This is a genomic window from Corynebacterium sp. ACRPF, from assembly GCF_022347395.1.
GTDB classification, from domain to species: Bacteria; Actinomycetota; Actinomycetes; order Mycobacteriales; family Mycobacteriaceae; genus Corynebacterium; species Corynebacterium tuberculostearicum_D.
In genome coordinates this window covers 71,962-95,088 of record NZ_JAKRNB010000005.1, presented here as the reverse complement: position 1 = coordinate 95,088, position 23,127 = coordinate 71,962, and the positions used below count along the sequence as shown (strand labels likewise).

General features: G+C 59.0%; 22 protein-coding genes. 9 read left to right on the top strand and 13 right to left on the bottom strand.

Annotation, left to right across the window (positions count from 1 at the left end; genetic code table 11):
- Positions 1-64 precede the first annotated feature (64 nt).
- The 9 genes from MHX61_RS03595 to MHX61_RS03555 all read right to left on the bottom strand — a co-directional run bounded on the left by MHX61_RS03595 (position 65) and on the right by MHX61_RS03555 (position 8,969).
- Positions 65-724 (bottom strand): response regulator, encoded by a 660-nt coding sequence (locus MHX61_RS03595; RefSeq protein WP_239192695.1) that lies wholly within the window; start codon positions 722-724, stop codon positions 65-67.
- Positions 717-1,895 (bottom strand): sensor histidine kinase, encoded by a 1,179-nt coding sequence (locus tag MHX61_RS03590; RefSeq protein ID WP_204609690.1) that lies wholly within the window; start codon positions 1,893-1,895, stop codon positions 717-719. Before MHX61_RS03590 ends, MHX61_RS03595 begins: the two co-directional genes overlap by 8 nt.
- A 29-nt stretch (positions 1,896-1,924) precedes the next feature.
- A complete protein-coding gene (ppk2, locus tag MHX61_RS03585; RefSeq protein ID WP_204609688.1) occupies positions 1,925-2,812 on the bottom strand; it encodes a polyphosphate kinase 2 in 888 nt (295 codons plus the stop codon).
- A gap of 76 nt (positions 2,813-2,888) precedes the next feature.
- Positions 2,889-3,749 carry a fumarylacetoacetate hydrolase family protein gene (locus MHX61_RS03580; protein WP_239192692.1) on the bottom strand — a complete coding sequence of 287 codons (861 nt, stop codon included), beginning with the start codon at positions 3,747-3,749 and terminating at the stop codon, positions 2,889-2,891.
- Positions 3,750-3,754: 5 nt separating this feature from the next.
- On the bottom strand, positions 3,755-4,285 hold the full coding sequence (pth, locus tag MHX61_RS03575) for an aminoacyl-tRNA hydrolase (RefSeq protein WP_204609684.1): 531 nt from the start codon (positions 4,283-4,285) through the stop codon (positions 3,755-3,757).
- Between the two features lie 92 nt (positions 4,286-4,377).
- The gene (locus MHX61_RS03570; RefSeq protein WP_239192689.1) at positions 4,378-5,028 is read right to left on the bottom strand and encodes a 50S ribosomal protein L25/general stress protein Ctc; all 651 of its coding nucleotides are present in this window, start codon (positions 5,026-5,028) and stop codon (positions 4,378-4,380) included.
- Between the two features lie 241 nt (positions 5,029-5,269).
- Positions 5,270-6,244 carry a ribose-phosphate diphosphokinase gene (locus MHX61_RS03565; RefSeq protein WP_204609681.1) on the bottom strand — a complete coding sequence of 325 codons (975 nt, stop codon included), beginning with the start codon at positions 6,242-6,244 and terminating at the stop codon, positions 5,270-5,272.
- A 15-nt stretch (positions 6,245-6,259) separates the two neighbouring features.
- A complete protein-coding gene (gene glmU, locus MHX61_RS03560; protein ID WP_239192686.1) occupies positions 6,260-7,705 on the bottom strand; it encodes a bifunctional UDP-N-acetylglucosamine diphosphorylase/glucosamine-1-phosphate N-acetyltransferase GlmU in 1,446 nt (481 codons plus the stop codon).
- A gap of 67 nt (positions 7,706-7,772) precedes the next feature.
- The gene (locus tag MHX61_RS03555; protein WP_204609677.1) at positions 7,773-8,969 is read right to left on the bottom strand and encodes an MFS transporter; all 1,197 of its coding nucleotides are present in this window, start codon (positions 8,967-8,969) and stop codon (positions 7,773-7,775) included.
- A 122-nt stretch (positions 8,970-9,091) separates the two neighbouring features.
- On the opposite strand from MHX61_RS03555, the gene MHX61_RS03550 reads away from it, so the two are divergent.
- The 3 genes from MHX61_RS03550 to mfd all read left to right on the top strand — a co-directional run bounded on the left by MHX61_RS03550 (position 9,092) and on the right by mfd (position 14,212).
- Positions 9,092-9,808: a trimeric intracellular cation channel family protein gene (locus MHX61_RS03550; RefSeq protein WP_239192683.1), complete on the top strand. Its 717-nt coding sequence runs from the start codon at positions 9,092-9,094 to the stop codon at positions 9,806-9,808.
- 159 nt (positions 9,809-9,967) lie between these two features.
- Positions 9,968-10,573, top strand: a complete 606-nt coding sequence (locus MHX61_RS03545; RefSeq protein WP_239192679.1) for a TetR/AcrR family transcriptional regulator — start codon at positions 9,968-9,970, stop codon at positions 10,571-10,573.
- Positions 10,574-14,212, top strand: a complete 3,639-nt coding sequence (gene mfd, locus MHX61_RS03540) for a transcription-repair coupling factor (protein ID WP_239192675.1) — start codon at positions 10,574-10,576, stop codon at positions 14,210-14,212.
- Here mfd and MHX61_RS03535 read toward each other — a convergent pair whose 3' ends face one another.
- Positions 14,213-15,688: an amino acid permease gene (locus tag MHX61_RS03535; protein ID WP_239192672.1), complete on the bottom strand. Its 1,476-nt coding sequence runs from the start codon at positions 15,686-15,688 to the stop codon at positions 14,213-14,215.
- Between the two features lie 57 nt (positions 15,689-15,745).
- On the opposite strand from MHX61_RS03535, the gene MHX61_RS03530 reads away from it, so the two are divergent.
- The 3 genes from MHX61_RS03530 to eno all read left to right on the top strand — a co-directional run bounded on the left by MHX61_RS03530 (position 15,746) and on the right by eno (position 18,474).
- The gene (locus tag MHX61_RS03530) at positions 15,746-16,333 is read left to right on the top strand and encodes a MazG nucleotide pyrophosphohydrolase domain-containing protein (protein WP_239192669.1); all 588 of its coding nucleotides are present in this window, start codon (positions 15,746-15,748) and stop codon (positions 16,331-16,333) included.
- A gap of 11 nt (positions 16,334-16,344) precedes the next feature.
- Positions 16,345-17,106, top strand: coding sequence for a lytic transglycosylase domain-containing protein (locus tag MHX61_RS03525; RefSeq protein ID WP_049379128.1), 762 nt, complete (start codon positions 16,345-16,347; stop codon positions 17,104-17,106).
- A 90-nt stretch (positions 17,107-17,196) separates the two neighbouring features.
- Positions 17,197-18,474, top strand: coding sequence for a phosphopyruvate hydratase (gene eno / locus MHX61_RS03520; protein WP_239192666.1), 1,278 nt, complete (start codon positions 17,197-17,199; stop codon positions 18,472-18,474).
- Here eno and MHX61_RS03515 read toward each other — a convergent pair.
- From MHX61_RS03515 to MHX61_RS03505, 3 genes are all read right to left on the bottom strand, one after another.
- The gene (locus MHX61_RS03515; RefSeq protein ID WP_239192663.1) at positions 18,464-19,561 is read right to left on the bottom strand and encodes an HNH endonuclease signature motif containing protein; all 1,098 of its coding nucleotides are present in this window, start codon (positions 19,559-19,561) and stop codon (positions 18,464-18,466) included. The two genes, eno and MHX61_RS03515, sit on opposite strands and share 11 nt — an antisense overlap.
- Positions 19,562-19,755: 194 nt before the next feature.
- The gene (locus MHX61_RS03510; RefSeq protein WP_239192660.1) at positions 19,756-20,340 is read right to left on the bottom strand and encodes a hypothetical protein; all 585 of its coding nucleotides are present in this window, start codon (positions 20,338-20,340) and stop codon (positions 19,756-19,758) included.
- A 35-nt stretch (positions 20,341-20,375) separates the two neighbouring features.
- Positions 20,376-20,906 (bottom strand): ribonuclease, encoded by a 531-nt coding sequence (locus MHX61_RS03505; protein ID WP_204609660.1) that lies wholly within the window; start codon positions 20,904-20,906, stop codon positions 20,376-20,378.
- 98 nt (positions 20,907-21,004) lie between these two features.
- Here MHX61_RS03505 and MHX61_RS03500 point away from each other — a divergent pair, with 98 nt between their 5' ends.
- Genes MHX61_RS03500 through MHX61_RS03490 form a run of 3 tightly spaced genes read left to right on the top strand, consistent with a single transcriptional unit; the run spans position 21,005 to position 23,098 of the window.
- A complete protein-coding gene (locus tag MHX61_RS03500; protein ID WP_239192657.1) occupies positions 21,005-21,565 on the top strand; it encodes a septum formation initiator family protein in 561 nt (186 codons plus the stop codon).
- An 8-nt stretch (positions 21,566-21,573) separates the two neighbouring features.
- Positions 21,574-22,122, top strand: coding sequence for a DUF501 domain-containing protein (locus MHX61_RS03495; protein ID WP_239192654.1), 549 nt, complete (start codon positions 21,574-21,576; stop codon positions 22,120-22,122).
- 10 nt (positions 22,123-22,132) lie between these two features.
- Positions 22,133-23,098 (top strand): Ppx/GppA phosphatase family protein, encoded by a 966-nt coding sequence (locus MHX61_RS03490; protein ID WP_239192651.1) that lies wholly within the window; start codon positions 22,133-22,135, stop codon positions 23,096-23,098.
- Positions 23,099-23,127: the final 29 nt, after the last annotated feature.

The following is a 23,127-nucleotide window of genomic DNA, read 5'->3' as shown; positions in this document are numbered from 1 at the left end:
GGCGCGAAAATCTTCCGCCCGCAAGACGGACTTCGCAGTGAATGTCTCCTACTGCAGTAGGAGACTAGGCAATTCCAGCGCGCTGGGCGAACAGCACCAGCGCCACGCGGTCGCGCGCCGCAAGCTTAGACATGAGCGAAGAGACGTGCGTCTTTACCGTCGTTTCCGCAATGACCATCTCGGCGGCGATCTCGGAATTTGTAGCACCGCGTGCGATGAGCGAAAGAACTTCCATCTCGCGCCGGGTTACCAGGCTAAGCCCTTGGCGCTCCTGCGCGCTCAACTGGCCGCGGGTAAGGGCGGTGCGATAGGCCTCCAAAACTGGTCCGGTGACCTGAGAAGCCAGCACCGATTCGCCCTTGGCGATGTCCCAGACTGCTCCCACTAGCACCTCCGGATCTGCATCTTTGAGAAGGAACCCATGCGCGCCAGCGGCGATAGATTGAGCCACCAATTCTTCTTCATTAAACGTGGTGAGCATGATGATTCGGCATTCGGGGACGCGGGAAAGAATTGCTTGGGCCGCAGCGATGCCATCCATGCCGGGCATTCGGATATCCAGGATGGCTACGTCAGTGCGGTGGCTCAATGCCGCGGTGACGGCCTCTGAGCCGGTATTTGCGGTGGCCACGACCTCAATATCATCTTGTGCGTTAAGGATGGTAGACAATGCGGCAATAAGCATTGCTTGGTCATCGGCGAGTAGGACACGAATCTTAGGCACGGTTTTCCTTCTGCATCGGTAGTTCGGCACGCAGTATGAACTTTGTTGCATCACCCGAGCTCTCTAGTTTTCCACCTAACGTGTGAGCACGCTCTTCGACGCCAATGAGGCCGACTCCGCTGCCAGTAACTTCGCTGGGAGTAGGGGAGGGATTGGTAGAGGTAAGGGTGATCTGAGCGGCGTCGGCAAGCGCGAGCTCTACTTCGACGTGCGTGCCGGGGCCTTGGTGGCGCAGAGCATTGGTCAGGCCTTCAGAAATGATACGTACCAAGGCCAATTGCGTAAGTGCAGGCGCCTCATAGGTCTCTGGTAAGTCCGCTGCAATTTCTAAGCCCGCCGCGCGGAAACCGTCGATGATGCCCTCGATGTGCTCAAGCTGCTCTGTCGGCTTGAGAGCGGAAGGACCGGTGCTCCGCAGTGCCGTGACAATGCCGCGGACCTCTTCCAACGCAGAATCCGCGCCCTCACGAATAGTGGCAAGAGCATCCTGGGCAGCGTCACTATTTACACGCCCGGCAATGATCCCGGCATTCGCCTGAACCTTGATCAAAGTTAGGGAATGCGCGAGTACATCGTGCAATTCCCTAGCAATGAGCAGGCGCTCTTCTTCTTGGGCTTGGTGGAAACGCTCCTGGGCTAGCCGCTCGCGCTGGCGTGCCAGGTCGAAGTAGCGTGCGGCGATGAAGTAGGTGCTGCCCAAAACCGCCCAATGCACCACCACCATGGCCAAATAACGGAGGTCTAACTGGTAGTGCAGCAGGAATGACTCCGGATCTATGCGCCACATGAAGGGCGAGATGAAGGAGCCAAGAATCGTCAGCGCCAGCACCGTGCGGGGAATGGCACGGCGCGTGACATAGCGGGAGGTGGCATACACCGCCATGGGTGCAGTCAGGGCCCAAGGGGTAAGCCCTAGATTGGTGGGCAGCTGGCTCATCCAAGCCACGGCCCATGCCGCGAGCAGCACAATAAAGCCCGTGGCGCTGAGCACGGGACGGCTCCGCCAGATCCACATAAATGGCAGGAATAGCAACGATAGACCTGCCTGAATAATCTCAATTATGCTGGGATTCTTCGCAGCAGAAATCACATAAAACAGCGCAATGAGCACCGCCACCGCGGTGAGGATTTTATCTCCCAAACGCGCTCGCGCGGCGGTGTCAGTGCTCATAAAGGAAGATAATAATACAGCCCTGAGTGCTACTTCTTCTTATCCTTCTTCTTGCCCTTCTTGGACGTCTTCTTCGCTGTCTTTTGCTCGGACTTGCGCTCAAGCTTGGCGGCGACGTCCGGCACGTAGCGGAACTCTTCGCGGGCAGGGCGTTCATAGGTTTCGCCATCGGAATCTGGGCGCTGCGGGATCTCCGGCATCTCGCGCTCGAGCTTCTCGTACGGAATGGTGCTCAGAAGGTGCGAAATGACATTGATGCGCGAGCGCTTCTTGTCTTCTGATTCCACGGTGTACCACGGCGCGGTTGGGGTATCGGTGTGGATGAACATCGCATCCTTGGCACGGGAGTAGTCCTCCCAGCGGGTAATGGACTGCAGATCCATAGGGGAGAGCTTCCAACGGCGCAGCGGATCGTTGCGGCGGGATTCAAAGCGCTTAATCTGCTCTTCATCAGAAACAGAGAACCAGTACTTGCGCAGCATGATGCCGTCTTCGACCAACATCTGCTCAAAGGTGGGTGCTTGGTGCAGGAAGCGGACGTATTCCTGATCGGTACAAAAGCCCATGACGCGCTCGACACCGGCGCGGTTGTACCAGGAGCGGTCAAAGATGACGATTTCGCCCTTGGTGGGCAGCTTTTCCACGTAGCGCTGGAAGTACCACTGGCCCTGTTCGCGAGAGTTCGGTGCGGGCAGTGCCTCGATGCGGCAGGTGCGCGGGTTGAGGTACTGGGTGATGCGCTTGATCGCGGAGCCCTTGCCGGCGGCGTCGCGGCCCTCCATGATGATGACTACGCGGGCGCCGGTTTCAACGACCCATTGCTGCATGTCCACGAGCTCCGCCTGGAGGCGTTCGAGCTCCTTTTCGTAGGCCTTCTTGTTGAGTTTCTTAGGGGCTTTACTGCTTTTTGTGCTCATTAGTCCAGCTTAACCGGCACTAGCGGCTGGGATGAAAACGGGACCGCCCACTTTGGAGTGAGAACCTGGGCACAGCCTAGGAGCAGGTACAGCTGGGGCCGCAGCCGGGCTCGCCATAGCGGGTGGTATTGGAAATATGCCCCAAGCCTTCGATGGCGATGGTGACGTTTTGGCCGTCCTCGATAAATTGCTGCGGGGTGCGGGCAAAACCCACGCCCTCCGGTGTGCCGGTAATGATGACGTCGCCCGGATTGAGTGGATAGAGCTGTGAGCAGAACTCAATGAGCTCAGCTACGGAAAAGATGAGGTCATCGGTATTATCGCGCTGCCTTTCCTCACCGTCTACGGTAGTGGTGAGGACAGCTCCGGACCCCGGTGACCACTCATCCGCGGTGGTAAGCCAAGGACCGAAGCCGGCGGTGCGATAAAAGGATTTACCGGCATGGAACTGGCTAGTTTGGCGCTGGAAGTCACGCAGCGTGTAGTCATTCATGATGGCGTAGCCGGCCACATAATCTAGGGCCTCGTCGCGGCTGACACGGTGGGCGCGCTCGCCGATGATGACCGCCAATTCTCCCTCATAATCCAGCTTCTGTGTGCCATATTCGGGAATGAAGACATCATCATAAGGGCCGGTGAGGGCGTCGGCGAACTTGATGAACAAGGTGGGATGTTCGGGGAAATCGCGTCCCATTTCGCGGATGTGCTTGGCGTAATTGAGCCCCACGCAGATGACCTTCCCGGGAGTTGGTACGACGGCTTCCAAATCAGCGTGGTCAAAGACCACGGGCTCGCCGGAAAGCTGGGCGGCCTTGCGCCAATCCTCGCTGCGCAGCAGCTGGCCCACGTCCTCATAATCCAACTCAACACCCACGTTATCGCCGTCGATTCGGATAGCGGAAGTGCCAAAGCCAGTGCGTAGGGTAGCCAATTTCATGGCGACTATCCTACGCGCAAGATTTCCTCGACCGCGTCGGCGCAAAGGATGGGGATTTCTGCCTTTTCTTGCTTTGCCCAAGGCTTGAGCACAAACGACGCCGGATCCATGCGCCCCGGTGGGCGCCCGATTCCTACCGAAAGGCGCTGATAGTCTTTGGTGCCCAGGGACTTTGTGGTTGAACGCAACCCATTGTGGCCATGGTCGCCGCCGCCTGTGCGGAGCTTTATAGTGCCGAAATCGAGTTCTAGCTCATCGTGAACAACGATGATGTCGGCGGCGGAGAGATGAAAGTATTGGGCCAAAGCTTTGATCGGCCCGCCGGAAAGGTTCATAAAGGACCGTGGCTTTGCGCAGATAATCTTGCGGCCGCCAGCCATACCCTCGGCGATTTCGGTGTTGGTCTTTTTGTGTACCGAAAAGCTGCTCATGAGCTCTCCTGCGAGTTCATCTGCCACATCGAAGCCGATATTGTGCCGAGTGCCTGCGTACTTGGGGCCGGGGTTGCCAAGGCCTACAACGAGAAGTGGAGTCACGCGCTCAATTGTCTCATAGACAGAGAGAAAAACGGCAAGGCCGCCGCGAGAAGTGATTCTCACGGCGGCCTTTGCGTGTAAAGGGGAGGGGATTACTCCTCGGAGTCGGAGGACTCTTCGCCCTCGTCGACGGACTCGGCACCAGCGTCAGCGCCGCCTTCCTCAGCAGCCTCGGCTGCTTCCTCGAGCTCCTCATCAACCTCAGGCAGGGAGATGGAGACGATAACGGTGTCTTCCTCTGCCACCAGGGTGGTGTCTTCCGGCATGGTGACGTCGCCAGCGGTGATAACTGCGCCGTCCTCGAGGCCTTCGATGGAAACCTCGATCTCTTCCGGAATGTTCAGTACGTCTGCCTCAACCAGCAGTACGTCAGCATCCTGGATGTGCATGGTGCCTGGGGCCGCCTCGCCGGTCAGGGTAACCGGAACCTCAACCTCAACCTTCTCGCCGCGCTTAATAGCCAGCAGGTCAACGTGGTCGATGTCGAAGGTCAGAACGTTCTGGTCAACGTGCTTAACCATGGTCAGGTACTGCTCGCCGTCGATCTCCAGCTCCAGAACGGCGTTGACGCCGTTGTTGCGGACGAGGGACTGGATGTCCAGCAGCGGAACTGCGAAGTGGACCGGCTCCTGGTGGGAACCGTAGATGACGCCTGGAACCTTCCACTCGCGGCGCAGGCGGCGTGCGACACCCTTGCCGAATTCGGTACGTGCTTCAGCCTTGATTACTGGGCGCTGTGCCATGCTTCATTCTCCTTAGTTAAAGTAGTGCGGCGCGGCCAACGCGATAAAAACGACGAAAGCCTGCCGATGGACGTCTTGGACGAGTCATCGCAGGCGTATATAAAAGCAACATGCTCTAACTTCAATCGCGTCGATAACGGCTTCCTCATCCTGAGGTCGCCCTCGCCGAGACTGAGTTAGATTAGCACGCGCACCAGAAGCAAATCAAAAGCCGCCGAGGTAAGTCTCGGCGGCCCTGCGCTTAGGCGCGATCGAAGAGGGTGGTTACGGAACCATTCTCAAAAATTTCGTGGATGGTCTGTGCCAACAGCGGAGCGATGGACAGCACCGTGAGGTTGGACCAGCCCTCGGTGGACTGCGGGAGGGTATCGGTGGTGATAACTTCCTCCGCGCCGCACTCGGAGAGGCGCTCGCGGGCTGGATCAGAGAAGACGCCGTGGGTGCAGGCAATGATGACCTTCTTCGCACCGGCGTCCTTCAGAACGCGCACGGCGCCGGCGATGGTGCCACCGGTGTCAATCATGTCGTCGAGAAGCACGCAGTCCTTGCCGTCAACATCGCCTACCACGCGGTTGGACACCGTCTTATTGGCCTCGGTATTGGAGCGGGTCTTGTGTACGAAGGCCAGTGGGGCATCGCCCAAGTCGTGGGCCCACTTTTCCGCAACCTTCACGCGGCCGGCGTCCGGGGAAACCACGGTGATGTTATCGGTGGCGTACTTGGACTTGATGTAATCGGTCAGGATGGGCTGAGCGTGCATGTGATCGACCGGGCCGTCGAAGAAGCCCTGGATCTGATCGGTGTGCAGGTCCACGGACACGATGCGGTCCGCACCAGCAGCCTGCAGAAGGTCTGCTACCAGGCGGGCAGAAATCGGCTCGCGGCCCAGGTGCTTCTTATCCTGGCGTGCATATGGGTAGAAGGGCAGGATGGCGGTGATGCGCTTAGCGGAGCCGCGCTTCAAAGCATCGATCATGATGAGCTGCTCTACCAGCCACTTATTGAGCGGCTGGGTATGAGACTGCATTACGAAGCAGTCGGCACCACGCACGGACTCTTCAAAGCGGATGAAGATTTCGCCGTTGGCGAAGTCGCGGGCGGTGGTAGGAACCAGATCGGTCTTGAGCTCCTTAGCCACAGCCTCTGCCAACTCTGGGTGTGCACGCCCAGAGAAGAGCTTCATGTTCTTGCTGCTACCAGTTACCTTGCCAGTCATGGGAGAATGTGCCCCTTACTTTTCGTTGTCCTGCGCACGGGCTGCGGCCTCAGCCGCGGGAGTACCCGGACGCTTCTTTTGAACCCAGCCCTCGATGTTGCGCTGTTTGCCACCGGAGACTGCGAGTGCTCCCGCAGGAACATCGTCTTTAATTACTGTACCCGCACCGGAGTATGCGCCATCACCGACATTGACCGGAGCGATAAACATTGTGTCAGAACCGGTGCGCACGTGGCTGCCGATGGTGGTGTGGTGCTTGTTCACGCCGTCGTAGTTTACAAAGACGGAGGAGGCGCCGATATTGGACTGCTCGCCCACGGTGGCATCGCCGATATAGGTCAGGTGCGGAACCTTGGAGCCGCGGCCAATCTGGGCGTTCTTTGCTTCTACGAAGCCGCCGAGCTTTCCGTCCTCGCCCACCACGGTCTTCGGGCGGATATAGGTAAACGGGCCGACCTTAGCGTTGGTACCAATGACGGAATCGCTGCCATGGGTGCGCACGACAGAAGCGCCCTCGCCCACCTGCATATTGGTCAAGGTGGTGTCGGGGCCGATCTCGGCGTTATCTGCGATGCTGGTAGCGCCCCACAGCTGCGTGCCTGGGTGAATAATGACATCGGAGCCCACGGTGACGTTGACACCAATCCAGGTGGTTTCCGGATCCACGATGGTGGCCCCTCCGCGCATCGCTTTTTCTACCATGCGGCGGTTGAGCTCACGGCCGGCAGAGGCGAGCTGCACGCGGTCATTGACGCCCGCGAGTTCGGCCGGATCCGCTGCTACGTGCGCGCCGACGCCGTGTCCTGCGGTGCGGGCAATCTCGAGCACATCAGTGATATACAGCTCGCCTTGGGCGTTATTGGAGTCGAGCTTCTGGAGGGCGTCGGCAAGCACGCGCCCATCAAAGGCAAAGACGCCGGAGTTGACTTCATCGACCTGGCGCTGCTCTTCGGTGGCATCTTTTTGCTCAACGATGGCAGACACGCTGCCGTCCTCAGCGCGAATGATGCGGCCGTAACCGGTCGGGTCATCGAGGCGCATCGAGAGCACGGTGACCGCGTTGCCCTGCTCGGTGTGGGTGGCGCGCAGGCCCTCGATGGTCTCTGGGGTCAGCAGAGGGACATCGCCGTTGGTGACAATGACGGTGCCCTCGAAGTCCGGAAGCGGCTCCAAGCCGCAGGCCACGGCATGACCGGTACCCAGCTGCTCCTCCTGCACCGCCTGCAGTACCTCGCAGTCCAGCTCCTGGGCGATGGCATCCACGGCGGGGGAGACCTGATCGCGCTGGTGGCCCACCACCGTCACGATGCGCTCCGGGTTGATCCCGGCCGCAGCATGCAGAGCGTGGCCGAGCAAAGTGCGCCCGCCAATCTCATGCAAGGTCTTCTGCTTGGTGGACTTCATGCGGGTGCCGGCGCCAGCCGCAAGGACGACGACAGCACACGAGGTTGTTGCTACCACGGGTTATTGAACTCCTGGGGTCGAGTCTGATTCTTATCCGGACTACATCCTATAGCCCGAGTGCGATTTATGTGTGAGAAACCTCTTTCAGGCCGCGGGCGCGCCACACACCGAGGAAACCAATGAGGGCAAGGAAGAGCAGCGCCGCCTCAGGTCCGGCCAGTGCCACCACGGAGGAGATGCCACCGACGATAAGCAAGATAATGCCCATCATCGTATTGGCCGCACCTACGTACTGGGTGCGCTTATCGCCGCCGGCCATATCCACCACGTAAGTCTTACGCGCCACGCGAATGGCCGTGTGCGCCAGGTTCACGGCGAAGAAGCCAATCGGCATGACCCAGGCATTGACCGCATCCGGTGCCCAGTGCGAGCTGGCGACCAAAAGCACCAGCACGACGGAGGCCACGGCCGCGCCCACGGCCATGGTGTTCTTAGAGGACTTATCCGAATACACACCGGAGATGCGCCCGCCCACCAGAGAGGCTAGGCCGGAAGCTAGCACGAATCCGTAGAGCCCAGAAAGGTTGCTGCTGAGCAGCACAATAAAAGAGGTCGATAGCGCCGAAACGAGCAGGAGCGCGCGGACGATGACGAAGTTACGAAATTGGCCGTCGCTGGTAAAAAGCTGCCAGGTATCTTGCCACCAGCGCTTATCGATGCCCCCTTCGGCTTCCTCTGGCACCGGCTCATCCACGTGCGAAAAGACCCACGCGGCAATGGCCCAGGTGGACGCACCAATGGCGAGGACCGTGCCCATCATGGGAATGCTGAGCTCGCCCAAAAAGTAGAGGATAATGCCGGTCAGCAAAGTAGCACCGCCACCGAGGGCTGCCGCGCTACCGGTCACCCGGCCGCGTGCGCCCTTAGAAATCGTGCGCGCCTGCACGTCCTTGCCCGCAATCGAGCACAGCGCGCGGAAGAGGGAAAGTGACGCCAAGGCCACCAGCACCACCACGCCCAATACAGCCCCGCGGGTAAAAAATGCCGCGAGCGCGATGACCGCGGCGGATACCGCTTGGCCCAAAGAGCCGATAATCCACAAGCGCTTGCGGGCCCTATAGGTAGTCACCCACGGAGTCAGCGCCGCCTGCGGCAACATCGAACCGGACTCGCGGATAGGGGTGAGTAGGCCGGTAAAGAACGCAGGCACTCCGGCCGCACTAAAGAGCGCGGGCAGCACCGTCTTGGCGGCAACAATCTGATCGCCCAAATTTTGCAGGCCGTTGGACCAGATGAAATACCGGGCATTGGATTTAGACATGAGAAATGCGATCTTTCAGAGAAACGAGTTGGTTAAATAAGAGCCATGCTGACACGCCGGAGAGTAAAACACGGCCGCAGTCACGCCGAAATTCTACCCGCGCGGCAGGAGGCCTAAGAATCATGCACGATGTCGATCCCCTCATCAATTCGCTGTACCAAGCCTTCGATCTTCTCGGCGTGGTTTTGAACGGCATCATTGGCGGCACCCTTGCCCGCCGCCGTGAATTCGACATCGTGGGCTTCGTGTTCCTCGCCCTCTTTTCTGGGCTGGCCGGTGGCATGATCCGTGACATGCTCATCGGGGATGGAGCAGCGGCAGCGATCTCGGACCCGTGGTACCTCGGCCTTGCTTGCTGTGGTGCGCTTATTGCGTTTCTTATCGATCTCAAGGGCAAGGAGTGGGAGCTTTTCCGCGAACACGGCGATGCCATCATTCTCGGCGTGTGGTCCACCACCGGCTGCGTTAAAGCGCTCACCCACGGCATGCCACTTATTCCCTGTGTCTTTCTGGGCGTGCTTACCGCGGTGGGCGGAGGAATGGTCCGCGATATTGCCTCCGGGGAAATCCCGTCCATCTTTGGCGGCAGCCCCCTGTATGCCGTGCCCTCTATCCTCACCGGCATCGTCATGGTTACCTTTGCCGATTATGGACAGTTTGCACTCGGCATGGTGGTTGCGCCGATCGTCGGCAGTGGCATGGCCATCGTGTCCTATTGGCGCGGCTGGGTTCTGCCCCGTGCCGGTGTAGCCCCTGTTAACTACACCGCTGCCCAAGTGGCGGCGATTGCGAAGAAAGCCGAGCTCAAAGGCTTTCGCCGCGGCAGGAAGAAAAACTAAAAAAGCTTCCCCACCAGGACTCGAACCTAGAATGACGGTACCAAAAACCGTAGTGTTGCCGATTACACCATGGGGAAACACAGCAAAAGCTGTAGGCATAGCGTACCTGACGGCCCCGGGTAAATCACAAATTGCGGGGCAAAGGATAGGGTAGAGGGCATGGCTCGACAAAGGATGACCGGCCGGGAACGCCGCGAACAACTCATTTCCATCGGACGCGCCGCATTCGCGGAACTGGGTTTTGAAGGAACCAGCGTCGAAGAGATCGCGGCACGCGCCGGGGTATCCAAACCTGTGGTCTATGAGCACTTCGGGGGCAAGGAAGGCCTCTACGCGGTGGTCGTGGACCGCGAGATGCTAGCACTGGAAAAGGTTATTACTGATTCCTTGGAGACCGGAAGCTGGCGCGAGCGCATCGAGCAGGCCGTCATGGCCATTTTGACCTATGTCGAGGAAGAAACTGATGGCTTTCTCATCCTGGTGCGCGATGCCAAGCCCGGCGACGAACGCAGCTTTTCCACGCTGTTGAATTCCGCGGTGGGCCAGGTTTCCTATATTTTGAGCGAAGCATTTGAGCACCGTGGCATCGACCCGGATTTGGCGGATATTTACGGCCAAGCGCTGGTGGGAATGGTATCGACCACTGCGCAATGGTGGCTGGATGAGCGCAACCCGGACAAGGAAGTCGTCGCCACGCATATTGTCAATCTATGCTGGAATGGTTTGTCCGGTATGGAAGTAAAGCCCAAGCTAGGAGGCAAATAGATGGCGACCCCAATGCTGGCCGGCCTGCTCAAGGTAGCGGCCTCGGATCCCAAGCTCAAGGGCATGATTTCTCATGTGGGCGAAGACCTCCACATCACAGGCTTGGATCAGTCCCGGCCGTGGGCCTTGGGCACCTTGGCTCATCATGCCCCAGTGCTCGTGGTAACCGCTACGAGCCGCGAGGCCGAGGACCTCACGGCGGAGCTTACGGCGATGCTGGGGCAGAAGGTGGCCATGTTCCCCGCCTGGGAGACCTTGCCGCACGAGCGACTGAGCCCCGGCGTAGACATCATCGGCCGCCGCGCTGAAGTTCTGCACAATCTCGATAGCCTGCAGGTCATCGTCACCGCCGCCCGCGGCCTGTCCCAGCCCATCCTCCAGGAGGTGGAGGGCCGCGCTCCCGTCCACCTCGAAGAAGATCAAGAATATGACTTCGATGAGGTAGTCCGCGAGCTCGAGTTCCGCGCCTATAAGCACGTAGACATGGTGGCTAAGCGCGGCGAGTACGCTACGCGCGGCGGCATCATCGATATTTTCCCCACCACGCTGGATTATCCGGTCCGCGTGGAGTTTTGGGGCGATGAGATTACCGATATCCGCCAATTTTCCGTAGCTGACCAGCGCACCATCCCTGAAATCGAGGTGGGCCGCGTAGACATTTTCCCGGCCCGCGAGCTGCCTATTACGGACGCCATTGCCAAGCGTGCGGCCGATCTCGCCGTCAATCACCCCGGCAATCCCGCCTTGGTGGAGCTGCTGACCAAGGTAAGCGAGCACATCCCGGCCGAAGGTATGGAGGCGCTCCTGCCCGCGCTTTCCGACGCCCCCATGATCACCCTCCCCGAATTCCTGCGCCCCACCACCCACGTGGTGATGGTCGGCCCGGAAAAGATTCGCCGCCGCGTGGCGGATCTAGAAAAGACCGATGCGGAATTCCTCGCTGCCGGTTGGGAAGCCGCGGCCATGGGTGCCGATGGCCCGCTGGCAACCGAAGGGCTCGATACCGAGGCATCCAGCTACCGCTCCTATGAATCCCTCGAGGTCTCCATAAGCGAGGCCGGCCTGCCCCTGTGGACTTTCTCCCCACCGGGAATGCTCGCCGCCCCGGAAGAGGAGACCCTCCCGCTCGAATTCGAACCAGGGCCCACCCCGCGCGGCAATATCGAAGAAATCGATGCCATGATGGCCCAACTCCTCGCGCACACCAACGCCGGCGGCCGGGCAGCCTTCATCGCGCCGGCGCAAGGTGCCATCAAGCGTATGGTGGATCGCTTTGCAGAAAAGGGCATCCGCACCAAGGTGGCTACCCCTGGCTGGGAACCCACCGCCGGTGAAGTCACCCTCTACCAAGCACTAAGCCACGCCGGCCTGGTATTTCCCAAGGTGAAAAAGCCCAAGGACGCTGAGCCCCTCCCACTGGTCGTTGTCACCGAGACGGATCTGACCGGTAACCGCGTAGGCGATATCGCCGAAGCAAAGCGCCGACCCGCCAAACGCCGCAATAAGGTTGACCCGCTGGCCCTCAAGCAGGGCGATTTTGTGGTGCACGAGACCCACGGCATCGGCAAGTTCCTCAAGATGGCCGAGCGCACCATCCAGTCCGGCGATGAAACCAGCCGCCGCGAATACATCGTGCTCGAGTACGCGCCCTCCAAGCGTGGTCAACCCGCCGATCAGCTCTGGGTTCCCATGGACTCGCTGGATCTGCTCAGCAAGTACACCGGTGGCGAATCGCCTCACCTGTCCAAGATGGGCGGTTCCGACTGGAAGAACACCAAGAAGAAGGCGCGCGCGGCCGTGCGCGAAATCGCCGGCGAGCTGGTTGAGCTCTACGCCAAGCGCCAGGCCGCGCCGGGGCACCAATTCTCCCCGGATAATCCGTGGCAGGCGGAGATGGAGGATAATTTCCCCTTCGTCGAAACCGAAGACCAGATGCTGGCTATCGACGCCGTCAAGCACGATATGGAGTCCACAGTGCCGATGGACCGCGTCGTCGTCGGCGATGTGGGTTACGGCAAGACCGAGGTGGCCATCCGGGCCGCCTTCAAGGCCGTGCAGGATGGCATGCAGGTGGCCGTCCTCGTGCCCACCACGCTGCTGGCGCAGCAGCATTTTGATACCTTCAGCGAGCGCATGACCGGCTTCCCCGTCAAGATTGAGGTGCTTTCGCGCTTTACCTCAAAGAAGGAAGCGAAGGACATCTTCAAGGGCCTGGCCGATGGCAGCGTCGATATCGTCGTCGGCACGCACCGCCTCCTCCAGACTGGCGTGCACTGGAAGAACCTCGGCCTCATCGTCGTGGACGAGGAGCAGCGCTTTGGCGTGGAGCATAAGGAACACATTAAGGCGCTCAAGGCCAGCGTGGATGTGCTCACCATGTCCGCGACACCTATCCCGCGCACCTTGGAGATGTCTATGGCTGGCATCCGCGAGATGTCCACCATCCTGACCCCGCCGGAAGACCGCCACCCGGTGCTGACCTACGTCGGCGCTTATGAGGATAAGCAGGTAGCCGCGGCCATCCGCCGCGAGCTGCTGCGCGATGGTCAGACCTTTTTCATCCACAACAAAGTCTCTGATATCGAAAAGAAGGCCCGCGAGCTGCGTGACCTGGTACCGGAGGCCCGCGTCGTCGTCGCGCATGGCCAGATGAACGAGGAGGTGCTCGAGCAGACCGTCCAGGGTTTCTGGGATCGCGAGTATGACGTTTTGGTATGTACCACCATCGTGGAAACCGGCCTGGATATCGCTAATGCGAATACCCTCATTGTGGAAAACGCCCACCATATGGGCTTGTCTCAGCTGCATCAGCTGCGCGGGCGCGTGGGCCGCTCCCGCGAGCGCGGCTATGCCTACTTCCTGTACCCCAAGGGGGCCACGCTCACGGAAACTTCCTATGACCGCCTGGCAACTATCGCGCAAAACAATGACCTTGGTGCCGGCATGGCCGTAGCCATGAAGGACTTGGAGATGCGCGGTGCCGGCAACGTCCTTGGCGCCCAACAGTCCGGCCACATTGCCGGTGTGGGCTTCGATCTTTACGTGCGCCTCGTTGGCGAGGCGGTCGAGACCTTCAAATCGCTCGCCCGCGGCGAGGCCCCCACCGTTACTGATGAGGGCCCGAAGGAAATCCGCATCGATCTCCCCGTGGATGCGCATATTCCGGAAGGATATATCGACTCCGAGCGCCTGCGCCTAGAGGTCTATCGCAAGCTTGCGGCCTCGCAGAATGACGATGATCTCAAGGCCGTCATCGAGGAAATGAAAGACCGCTTCGGCCCGCTGCCGCAGGAGGTCCTGCGCCTGCTTTCCGTTGCTCGCCTGCGCCACCAGGCGCGCCGCGCCGGCATCTCCGATATCACCGTGCAGGGCACCCGCGTCAAGTTCCACCCCGTGGAGCTGCCGGATTCCAAGCAGGTGCGTCTCAAGCGCCTATATCCGGGCTCCAGCTTCCGTGCGGCGGCGAAGGCAATCAACGTGCCGTTCCCCAAAGCTGGGCGCAATGTCACCTCGCCGAAGCTGCGCGATACCGAGCTCATTCAGTGGGCGGCGGACTTCCTAAGCGCGCTTTTCGACGTCGACCCCATCAACGTCAGCGGCGCCCAGCCCACCTCGAACGTGGTCAGCGTAGGGGAGTAGCTAGAGGGTGAGCCAGCCGGTGCTCAAGCCCCAAATGGCGGTGGCGGCACCGGCAAAGACAATGGCCACCACGCACCACTCGAAGGTGTTGAAGATGCGTTCCTTCTTCCACAACCGGGTGCCGACATACGGAATAAGTCCCGGTACCACGGCCAATGCGCCGAGTAGGACGTAGACGAGGTCGGCCGCATAAATTAGCCACAGCGAATAGATAAACGCGAGCAAAGCGATGGCTAGGTGCTTGCGGTTTTCCTTGCGGCTTACCTCTGGCCCTGAAAGGTCAAATTTGATACCCGCCTGCGGGTGAGACAGCCCCTTGCCCCGCAGCGCCAAGAGCAGCAGGTACAGGGAAGAGAAGATATAGGGTAGCAAGTACATGATGGTGGCCAGCTGCACCATGGCATTATAAGACGCCTCGTTGAGGTAGAAGACGATGATGAATAGCTGGATGGCCATCGTGGAAATCAGCTGCGCTACCCACGGCGCACCCGCCACGTTAATGGTGCCAATGCGGCGGGGAATGAGGCCGTCGATGGCCATCATTACGATGGGCTCGGCGCACAACATCTGCCAAGAGACGTAGGCACCCAAAACCGACAAGCACAGTCCAATAGACACCAGCGCGCCGCCCCAGGGGCCGATGACCTCGGTGAGTACGGAGGCCATGGAATTATCCGGCAGTGCGGCCAGTTCTTCCTTGGTCATCACGCCAAAACTCAGGGTAGACACGGAAACCAGCAGCGCCAGCACGGAGAAGAAGCCGATGACGGTCGCGCGGCCGACGTCGGTGCGCTTAGAAGCCTGCTTGGAATAAACGGATGCGCCCTCCACACCAATGAAGACCCACACGGTAAAGAGCATGATCCCCTGGACCTGCTCAAAGACGCTGGCCTCTGAAGCGCGTCCCCAGAAATCCAAGGTGAATTTATCCCAGCTGAATCCGAGGAAAGCAATGAGCACCACAAAGGCCAGGATGGGCACAATCTTGGCAATTGTGGTGATGAGGTTCATGAACGCGGCCTGCTTGATGCCGCGGGCAAGCACCGCAAAAATGCCCCAGGAAAGGAGGGAGACGGCGATGGCGGAGGTCCAGTAATGGTCGGCGTCGAAAAGCGGCAGGTAATGGCCCAAGGTATTGAAAAAGAGGGTGGCATAGCCCACCTGTGCCATAACGGAGCCCAGCCAGTAGCCCCAGCCGGAGGTAAAACCAATAAAATCGCCGAGGCCGGCACGCACGTAGGAATAAACGCCAGAATCAAGGTGCGGCTTGCGGCGGGCCAGAATCTGAAAAACAAACGCCACAGACAGCATGCCGATGCCCGCTACCAGCCAGCCAATGAGCATCGCGCCTGGGCCGGCAACGGAGGCAATGTTTTGGGGCAGCGAGAAAATACCCGCGCCCACGGTGGAACCGATAATCAGCGCGACGAGGGTCCACAACGTCACGGAGTGGGATCTATTCTGGCTGGAGGTCATTGGCCTAAAATACCTTGAATAGCCCCATAATGGGAACTCGGGCTAGACTTTGTGCACATGACTGTGCTGTTGCTCGATGAACGCTGGCCCACCATGATCCCCATGCAGGCATACGGGAAGCTGCGTGGCCCCGTCCACTTCACGGGTGAGGTACCCGTGTCCGTACGGTGGAATTTTTCCGATCTGCTGGTAGGCGAGGACGCCACCGGCACCTTGGTAAGCACCGACGAACACGATCCGGAAACTCGCGCCCGCCTCGCTAGCGGCGAGTCCGTCATTCGCGCCGAATCCCTTGCGGATCCCATCATGCAGGCGCGCCAGACCATGGCCACGGCGCGGCGCATTGGGGAGTGGGAGCGCGAGCAAACCCATACCTCACTCTTGCCTTATCTTGAGGAGGAATCCGCCGAATTCGCCGCGGCCGTGCGCAATCGCGAACCGGAAAGCGAGATGCTCAAGGAATTGGGGGATGTCTTCCTCCAGGTGCTCTTCCATGCGGAAATCTCCACCTTTTCGCTTGACGACGTCGCCCAGAGCTTCCTCACCAAAATGCGCGCCCGCGCCCCATACCTATTTGATGGCACCACGGAGATTGTCGACGTTGACACGCAAGAGAGGCTGTGGCGCGAAGGCAAGGGAATGTAGGATGGCTTCTCATGAAGAGGCTCCTGCAGATATTCGGGGGCTGCGGGGTGGCCGTAGCCGTGATCATCGCGTTGGTGGCATGGCTGTTGACGGGGCACGGCACTTCCCAGGAGCCCGTACCGGAGAACATTCCGCCCGTTGAAGGCAAAGAGGTCGCGCATATTGACGTCAACGCCCCCGGCCGCACCGCGGATAAGCTTACCTACTGGGCCTCTGACCTAGCTGAGCAGACGGGCATCCCGCCGGCCGCCCTGCGCGCTTATGGCAACGCCGAACTCATCGCTCAGCAAAAATGGCCGAATTGTCATCTGCGCTGGAATACCCTTGCCGGGCTGGGCTACGTGGAGACCCGCCATGGCACCTACAACGGCAATTGGTTTAAGCCCTCCAAGCTTGACGACGCCGGCTACCCCCAACCACCCATCAACGGCATCGCCCTCGATGGCCTGAACAATACGGCGCACACCCCAGATACCGATAATGGCGACATCGATGGGGATTCCGAATATGACCGCGCCGTCGGCCCGATGCAATTTATCCCGACCACGTGGGAGTCGGTGGGCGCTGATGCCAACGGCGATGGGAAGGCGGACCCCAACCAAATCGACGACGCCGCAGTTGGCGCCGCCGGACTTTTATGTTTTGGTGATAGAGATCTCTCTAACCCAGAACAGTGGGAGGAAGCAGTCCTAAATTACAATCAGTCCAGCGAGTATTTGCATAAAGTTGCACACGCCGCCAATGCTTACTCGGTTCCGCAAAGTGCTAAGTAGCGTCACACAGTAAAGTTTTCTGCAACAATTGACAACGTAGCTGGGCCGGCTGGTCCAGAGCGAACTTTTTTATGAGGAGTGAAAAACAGCATGGCTGATATCATCCACACTTTCGCCCGCGAAATTCTTGATTCCCGTGGCAACCCAACCATTGAGGCCGAGGTCTTCCTTGATGACGGCGCCCGCGGTGTTGCCGGCGTTCCTTCCGGTGCTTCTACCGGTGTGCACGAGGCTCACGAGCTGCGCGACGGCGGCGAGCGCTACCAGGGTAAGGGTGTTCTGAAGGCTGTTGAGAACATCAACGAGAAGATTGCCGATGAGATCGCCGGCTTCGAAGCCGACGACCAGCGCCTCATTGACCAGGCACTGATTAAGCTGGACGGTACCGATAACAAGTCCGAGCTCGGCGCAAACGCCATCCTGGGCGTTTCCATCGCCGCAGCCAAGGCCGCTGCAGAGTCCGCTGCACTGCCGCTGTACCGCTACATCGGCGGCCCAAACGCTCACGTGCTGCCAGTGCCAATGATGAACATCCTCAACGGCGGCGCACACGCTGACTCCGGCGTTGACGTTCAGGAATTCATGATCGCTCCGATTGGTGCGGAGTCCTTCGCCGAGGCTCTGCGCATGGGCGCCGAGGTCTACCACGCACTGAAGGCAGTGCTGAAGGACAAGGGTCTGTCCACTGGCCTAGGCGACGAGGGCGGCTTCGCTCCGTCCGTTGACTCCACCAAGGCTGCTCTCGACGTTATCGTGGACGCCATCAAGAAGGCCGGCTTCGAGCCAGGCAAGGACGTAGCCCTGGCACTTGACGTTGCTTCCTCCGAGTTCTTCAAGGACGGCAAGTACCACTTCGAGGGTGGCGAGCACACCGCTGAAGAAATGTCCAAGGTCTACGAGGACCTCATCGACCAGTACCCGATCGTCTCCATCGAGGATCCGCTGCAGGAAGATGACTGGGATGGCTACACCGCCCTGACCGCCGCAATTGGCGAGAAGGTACAGATCGTCGGCGATGACTTCTTCGTCACCAACCCTGCCCGCCTGCAGGAGGGTATTGAGAAGAAGGCTGCTAACGCCCTGCTGGTTAAGGTCAACCAGATTGGTACCCTGACCGAGACCTTCGACGCTGTCGAGCTGGCTCACCGAAATGGTTACCGCACCATGATGTCCCACCGCTCCGGTGAGACCGAGGACACCACCATCGCAGACTTGGCTGTTGCTCTGAACTGTGGCCAGATCAAGACCGGTGCACCGGCTCGTTCCGAGCGCGTAGCTAAGTACAACCAGCTGCTGCGTATTGAGCAGGAGCTTGGCGACGGCGCAGTTTACGCCGGCCGCTCCGCATTCCCGCGCTTTAAGGCTTAATCGCCTCCTTTCGTAGCGCCCTCGCATTGCCGCGGGGGCGCTTTCGCATGTCTAGGTATTGTTGCCAGGTTTGCTTCCAATTCATGGTCCGCGGTGCTAAAGGCCCTTGGGCACGGTCAATTTCGAAGGTGCCGTCCGAAAAGAGCCAGGCAACGTCCCCAGTGATGGGATCCATTATGTAGCGTGCCCTACCATCGGTCTTTACGTTGTGGTGGTGTTGACAGAGAGTGACAAGATTATCGACGCTCGTCGGTCCGCCGTCGGCATACTCCACTCGATGATCAAGCTGGCAGTAATGCGCCGGCATGGAGCACCCCGGCCAACGGCACGTGGCATCGCGACCGTGAACCCATGTCCTGATTTGTTCGGTGGGAACGTAGGAGGATGTTTCTTCTGGGCACAGCTCGCGAGTCATCGAGTAATTGCTTAAATGTTCTGTAAGAACGCACCATCCCGCCGAAGGTATGTATACGCGAGAAGCATCGTCACCCGCTGCGTAGGTATTGATTACTACTTTTGTCTGGGTGCGATTAAAGATCCGCGTCTCCAAAGCCTCTGACTTAGTGATGTTCTTCTTTCGCGCTGCTTTATCGATGTGCCGTGAAATAGCACTGGCGGTTGCTTTATCCGTCTTCAGAGTGATGGTGGCTTGGCCTTTGGAATAAGAAATGGAAACGGAGCGCTCGATTTCCTTCTCAATATCTGGTTTGAGAATGCCGTCGATGTAGTCGCGCAAGAATCTACGGATTTCAGATTCCGTGGGCACATGCTGAGCAGGTTCCTTCGGGGTGAGGAAGTCTGCAAGGGCGGCATCGACTAGTTGGATGCCCTCGGCGTCGTCGCCAAGCGGGGCAAGCTCGGCATCAATAACGTGCAGCCGCGGGAGGTCAAGAATCCAATGTTCGGTCTGTACCGCCGTGGTTAACGGCAATTCTCGCATGCGCAGGTGAGAGCGCAGCGCGGATAAGACGCGCCAGTAGCTCAAGCCCACCCGCTTAGCTAAAGCGGAGGTAGTGCATTCGACATCGTCTTCTAATCGCGGAAGCACGGATTGGTATAGCTGCCAGGATTGAATGCGTTGGAGCATGCCCAAAACGCAAACCGTATCGTCGAGGTTATTGGTAGAAAAATAAGCTTTCTTTGGTGGTGCGTCGCTGGCTGTCACGGTAAATTCCCCCTCTGGAATAAATCGCACACCCAATCGAATTTCTGCCCCTAGTATAAGCCGCCTTTCCGGCGTGCGCAAGGGGTAAAACGAAAGAGTGTGCGAAACTCTGGGGGTTAGTAACTGAAAACGTTGTCAGCTACTGCTTCGAGTTCCTTATCGTCATATTTGTCACCGCAGGTGGCTAGGGAACCCACGCCAGCCATGTACATGGTAAAAAGCTTGTCTAGGACGGGAGAAGCCGCTGATATTTCAAGCTTTTCGTAGACGGGAGCGTATTTCCTATCGAACTCCTCAAGGCTAGGGACGAGTTCTTCAAACGCGCTGTCGCCATGGGTTAGCAAATACTTGGCGTCGTCCAGGATTTGCTCATTCTCGCAGGCAATAGATCCAGCCTTCTTCAGTGTCGTGGCGTTGACCTCGTAGCTTGTAGGGCCGTCGGCCTCTTCGGAAGCTCCAGCGCCGAACAGGTCTAGGTAAAAGTCCGGGATCGTGCCGTGTTCCTTTATGTGGTAAATGAAACCGCTTTTGGTATTGAGGTCGTGCTTTCTGCTTGTGGTGGTGGGGGTTTCGCTGCTGGTAGAGCTTTCGCTAGTGGGGGATTCCGCTTCGGTGGCTGCTTCTTCTTTGTGGTCGGTCGAGCTGCACCCGGTAAGTAGGGTGCCTACGGCGGCTAGGAGGAGGAGACGCTTGAGGGGCATAGCTATTCCTTAAGTAGGGAATCCGGTTCGAGGTTTTAGCTGGAATGGATGGCCTCAGCGACCTCTTCCAGTTCCTCATCGCTGAATTCATCGCCGCAAGCCATCACGGCACCGAGTGAGGTCATCGCTGCAGCCATGATCTTGTCATTGTCTGGTGCGTCATCGGGGATGTTCAGTGCCTCAAAAACATCACTGTATTTATCATCAGAGCCGCTGACTGATGACATAACAGCTTCCCCAAATTTGTCGGTGTTTCCTCGGAAATATTCCTTTGAAATGTCGAGCAACTCGTCATTCTTGCAGGTAGCTTCGCCGGCCTTCTTGACGGAATCCGCGTTGGTTTCAAAGGTCTCGGGCTGATCGTCGCCCTCGAGCTGGTCAGCATCGTGGTTGATGTAATCATCCGGCAGGGTTTTGTACTCCTTGAGATAGTCGGCCATGCCGTCTTTGGTGTTCAGGTCGTAGCCGTCTCCGTAGACGGGGTATTCGCCGTCTTGGGCGGAAGGGCTGCAGCTGGCAAGGAATAGGGTTGCGGTGAGAACGGGGAGGAGGCGCTTGAGGGACATGAAACTTCCTTCCTGGGAGGGAGAATTTCTTTTAGTGTATCCAAATTGCGCGTGCCACGTCCCTGTTACAGGAGTGACGGCGCTAGGATTAGAGGCCTATGGCACGCGAAAAGAAGAGGCAGCGAAACCGGAGCCGCACTAAGGTTCCGGTGGCCTCGCGTGCTGCGGATATCCGCAAAGCTCAGCGTGCACAGCTGAAGCAGAAACAGAAGCCGGACCGGATGAGTATTGCCGGAGTAGGCGTAATCGTAGCTATCGTGCTCGTGGTTTTGTTTGCTATCGCCATTCCGCTGCGCAATTACTACCACGGCCGGTCCGAAATTGCCCGCCTCAATGAGTCAATCGCTGCCAAGCAGGATGAGAAAGCTGCTTTGCTGGAGAAGATTGATAGATATAAATCCGATGAGTACATCAAGCAGGAGGCGCGGCGCCGATTCGGGGTCGTCGATGAGGGCGAGACCGCCTACCGCATCATTGACCCGCAGATTAAGCCGGATGACCAGCTCACCACAGATGGTCAGAAGGAAGAAGATTCCCGCGAATGGTACGAAGTTTTGTGGGATTCCGTAGCCGAGCCGCCTGAGGAAGAAGCTCCGTCCGAGCAGGTAAATCATCTTCCGATTGAGCCGGCGCCGGAAGAGAATCCAGATGTGCGATAATTGTCCGCATGACCGTCACTGATGCAGATATCGCTGTAGTAACTGAGCAATTGGGCCGCACCCCGCGCGGGGTCCTGGAGGTTTCTTATCGCACGCCGGATGGGCAGCCCGCGGTAATTAAGACGGCGCCCAAGCTTGCCGACGGCACCCCATTCCCCACCCTCTACTACCTCACCGACCCACGGCTTACTGCCGAAGCCTCACGCTTGGAGGTTGCCCACGTTATGAAGTGGATGGAAGCCCGCTTGGGTGAGGACGAGGATTTGGCTGCCGACTATCAGCGCGCCCACGAATACTTCCTGGCCAAGCGCAATGACATCGAAGACCTTGGCACCGATTTCTCCGGTGGCGGGATGCCCGATCGGGTGAAGTGTCTGCATGTGCTCATCGCGTACTCGCTTGCTGAGGGCCCACAGCATTTCCGGTTGGGAACTGAAGCGGTGGCCATGGCCGCTGACCACGGCAAGCTACGAGGCGCTGCCATCCCGCAGGACTGGCCCAGCGTCGAGGATCTGGGGATTGACCTGGCCCAGTTCGATTTCTCTAACGCGGAATAGGAGGGCTGCTATGACTCGCGTTGCTGCGATTGATTGCGGTACGAATTCGATTCGCTTGCTCATCTCTGAGATTCAGGATGACGGCAAGGTCCGCGATATTACCCGCACCATGGAAATCATCCGCCTGGGAGAGGGAGTCGATGCCACTGGCGAAATTGCCCCTGCGGCCCTAGACCGCGCCCGCGTGGCCTTGGAAGGCTACGTACGCCAGATGAAGTTTGAGAAGGTCACCCGCGTGCGGATGGTCGCTACCTCCGCTACTCGCGATGCCAAGAATCAACAGGAATTCTTCGACATGACCGCTGAGTTGCTAGGCCAAATTCAGCCTGGCGCACAGGCTGAGGTCGTCTCGGGTGAGGAAGAGGCTCTGCTGTCCTTTAATGGCGCCGTGGCCGATGTGGAGCCAGACCGCGGGCCATTCTGCGTCATCGACCTGGGTGGCGGTTCGACCGAGTTCGTCGTAGGCACGGCCGATGGCGATATCTTGGGCACCCACTCTGCCCGCATGGGGTGCGTCAGGCTAACCGAACGCATTATGCGTACAGATCCGCCTACCGAGTCGGAGATTGAAATCGCTTCCGAGTACGTCGGCGAGCGCACGGCGGAAGTTGAGAAGATAGTACCTATTTCTAAGGCCCGTACCATCGTCGGCTGCGCAGGCACGTTCACCACTCTTTCTGCCTTGGCTCAGGGCCTTGAGCGCTACGACGCCGATGCCATTCACGGGTCTGAGCTCCGTTTCGATGCCCTGCGCGTACTTTTGCAGCAGCTTATTAACCTGCCTTCCGACGTCCGCGCTCTCAACCCCGTCATTCACCCCGGCCGTGCCGACGTCATTGGCGGTGGGGCGGTAGCCGTCGAAGGCATCATGCAGCTTATCGAGCGCAATTGCGATGCGCGCAGCTTTTTCATCAGTGAAAAGGACATTCTCGACGGCATTATCGCTGGTCTGACTGCTGAGGGTACCCCTCGTTAACTCCCGTAGGGTGGGGTGGCCTAAAATAT

What these genes read in the sequence shown, in the direction of transcription:
- MHX61_RS03590 (WP_204609690.1), bottom strand. Translation starts at nt 1,895, where the DNA reads ATGAGCACTGACACCGCCGCGCGAGCGCGTTTGGGAGATAAAATCCTC.
- ppk2 (WP_204609688.1), bottom strand. Translation starts at nt 2,812, where the DNA reads ATGAGCACAAAAAGCAGTAAAGCCCCTAAGAAACTCAACAAGAAGGCC.
- MHX61_RS03580 (WP_239192692.1), bottom strand. Translation starts at nt 3,749, where the DNA reads ATGAAATTGGCTACCCTACGCACTGGCTTTGGCACTTCCGCTATCCGA.
- MHX61_RS03570 (WP_239192689.1), bottom strand. Translation starts at nt 5,028, where the DNA reads ATGGCACAGCGCCCAGTAATCAAGGCTGAAGCACGTACCGAATTCGGC.
- MHX61_RS03565 (WP_204609681.1), bottom strand. Translation starts at nt 6,244, where the DNA reads ATGACTGGCAAGGTAACTGGTAGCAGCAAGAACATGAAGCTCTTCTCT.
- MHX61_RS03555 (WP_204609677.1), bottom strand. Translation starts at nt 8,969, where the DNA reads ATGTCTAAATCCAATGCCCGGTATTTCATCTGGTCCAACGGCCTGCAA.
- MHX61_RS03550 (WP_239192683.1), top strand. Translation starts at nt 9,092, where the DNA reads ATGCACGATGTCGATCCCCTCATCAATTCGCTGTACCAAGCCTTCGAT.
- MHX61_RS03545 (WP_239192679.1), top strand. Translation starts at nt 9,968, where the DNA reads ATGGCTCGACAAAGGATGACCGGCCGGGAACGCCGCGAACAACTCATT.
- mfd (WP_239192675.1), top strand. Translation starts at nt 10,574, where the DNA reads ATGGCGACCCCAATGCTGGCCGGCCTGCTCAAGGTAGCGGCCTCGGAT.
- MHX61_RS03535 (WP_239192672.1), bottom strand. Translation starts at nt 15,688, where the DNA reads ATGACCTCCAGCCAGAATAGATCCCACTCCGTGACGTTGTGGACCCTC.
- MHX61_RS03530 (WP_239192669.1), top strand. Translation starts at nt 15,746, where the DNA reads ATGACTGTGCTGTTGCTCGATGAACGCTGGCCCACCATGATCCCCATG.
- MHX61_RS03525 (WP_049379128.1), top strand. Translation starts at nt 16,345, where the DNA reads ATGAAGAGGCTCCTGCAGATATTCGGGGGCTGCGGGGTGGCCGTAGCC.
- eno (WP_239192666.1), top strand. Translation starts at nt 17,197, where the DNA reads ATGGCTGATATCATCCACACTTTCGCCCGCGAAATTCTTGATTCCCGT.
- MHX61_RS03515 (WP_239192663.1), bottom strand. Translation starts at nt 19,561, where the DNA reads ATGCTCCAACGCATTCAATCCTGGCAGCTATACCAATCCGTGCTTCCG.
- MHX61_RS03510 (WP_239192660.1), bottom strand. Translation starts at nt 20,340, where the DNA reads ATGCCCCTCAAGCGTCTCCTCCTCCTAGCCGCCGTAGGCACCCTACTT.
- MHX61_RS03505 (WP_204609660.1), bottom strand. Translation starts at nt 20,906, where the DNA reads ATGTCCCTCAAGCGCCTCCTCCCCGTTCTCACCGCAACCCTATTCCTT.
- MHX61_RS03500 (WP_239192657.1), top strand. Translation starts at nt 21,005, where the DNA reads ATGGCACGCGAAAAGAAGAGGCAGCGAAACCGGAGCCGCACTAAGGTT.
- MHX61_RS03495 (WP_239192654.1), top strand. Translation starts at nt 21,574, where the DNA reads ATGACCGTCACTGATGCAGATATCGCTGTAGTAACTGAGCAATTGGGC.
- MHX61_RS03490 (WP_239192651.1), top strand. Translation starts at nt 22,133, where the DNA reads ATGACTCGCGTTGCTGCGATTGATTGCGGTACGAATTCGATTCGCTTG.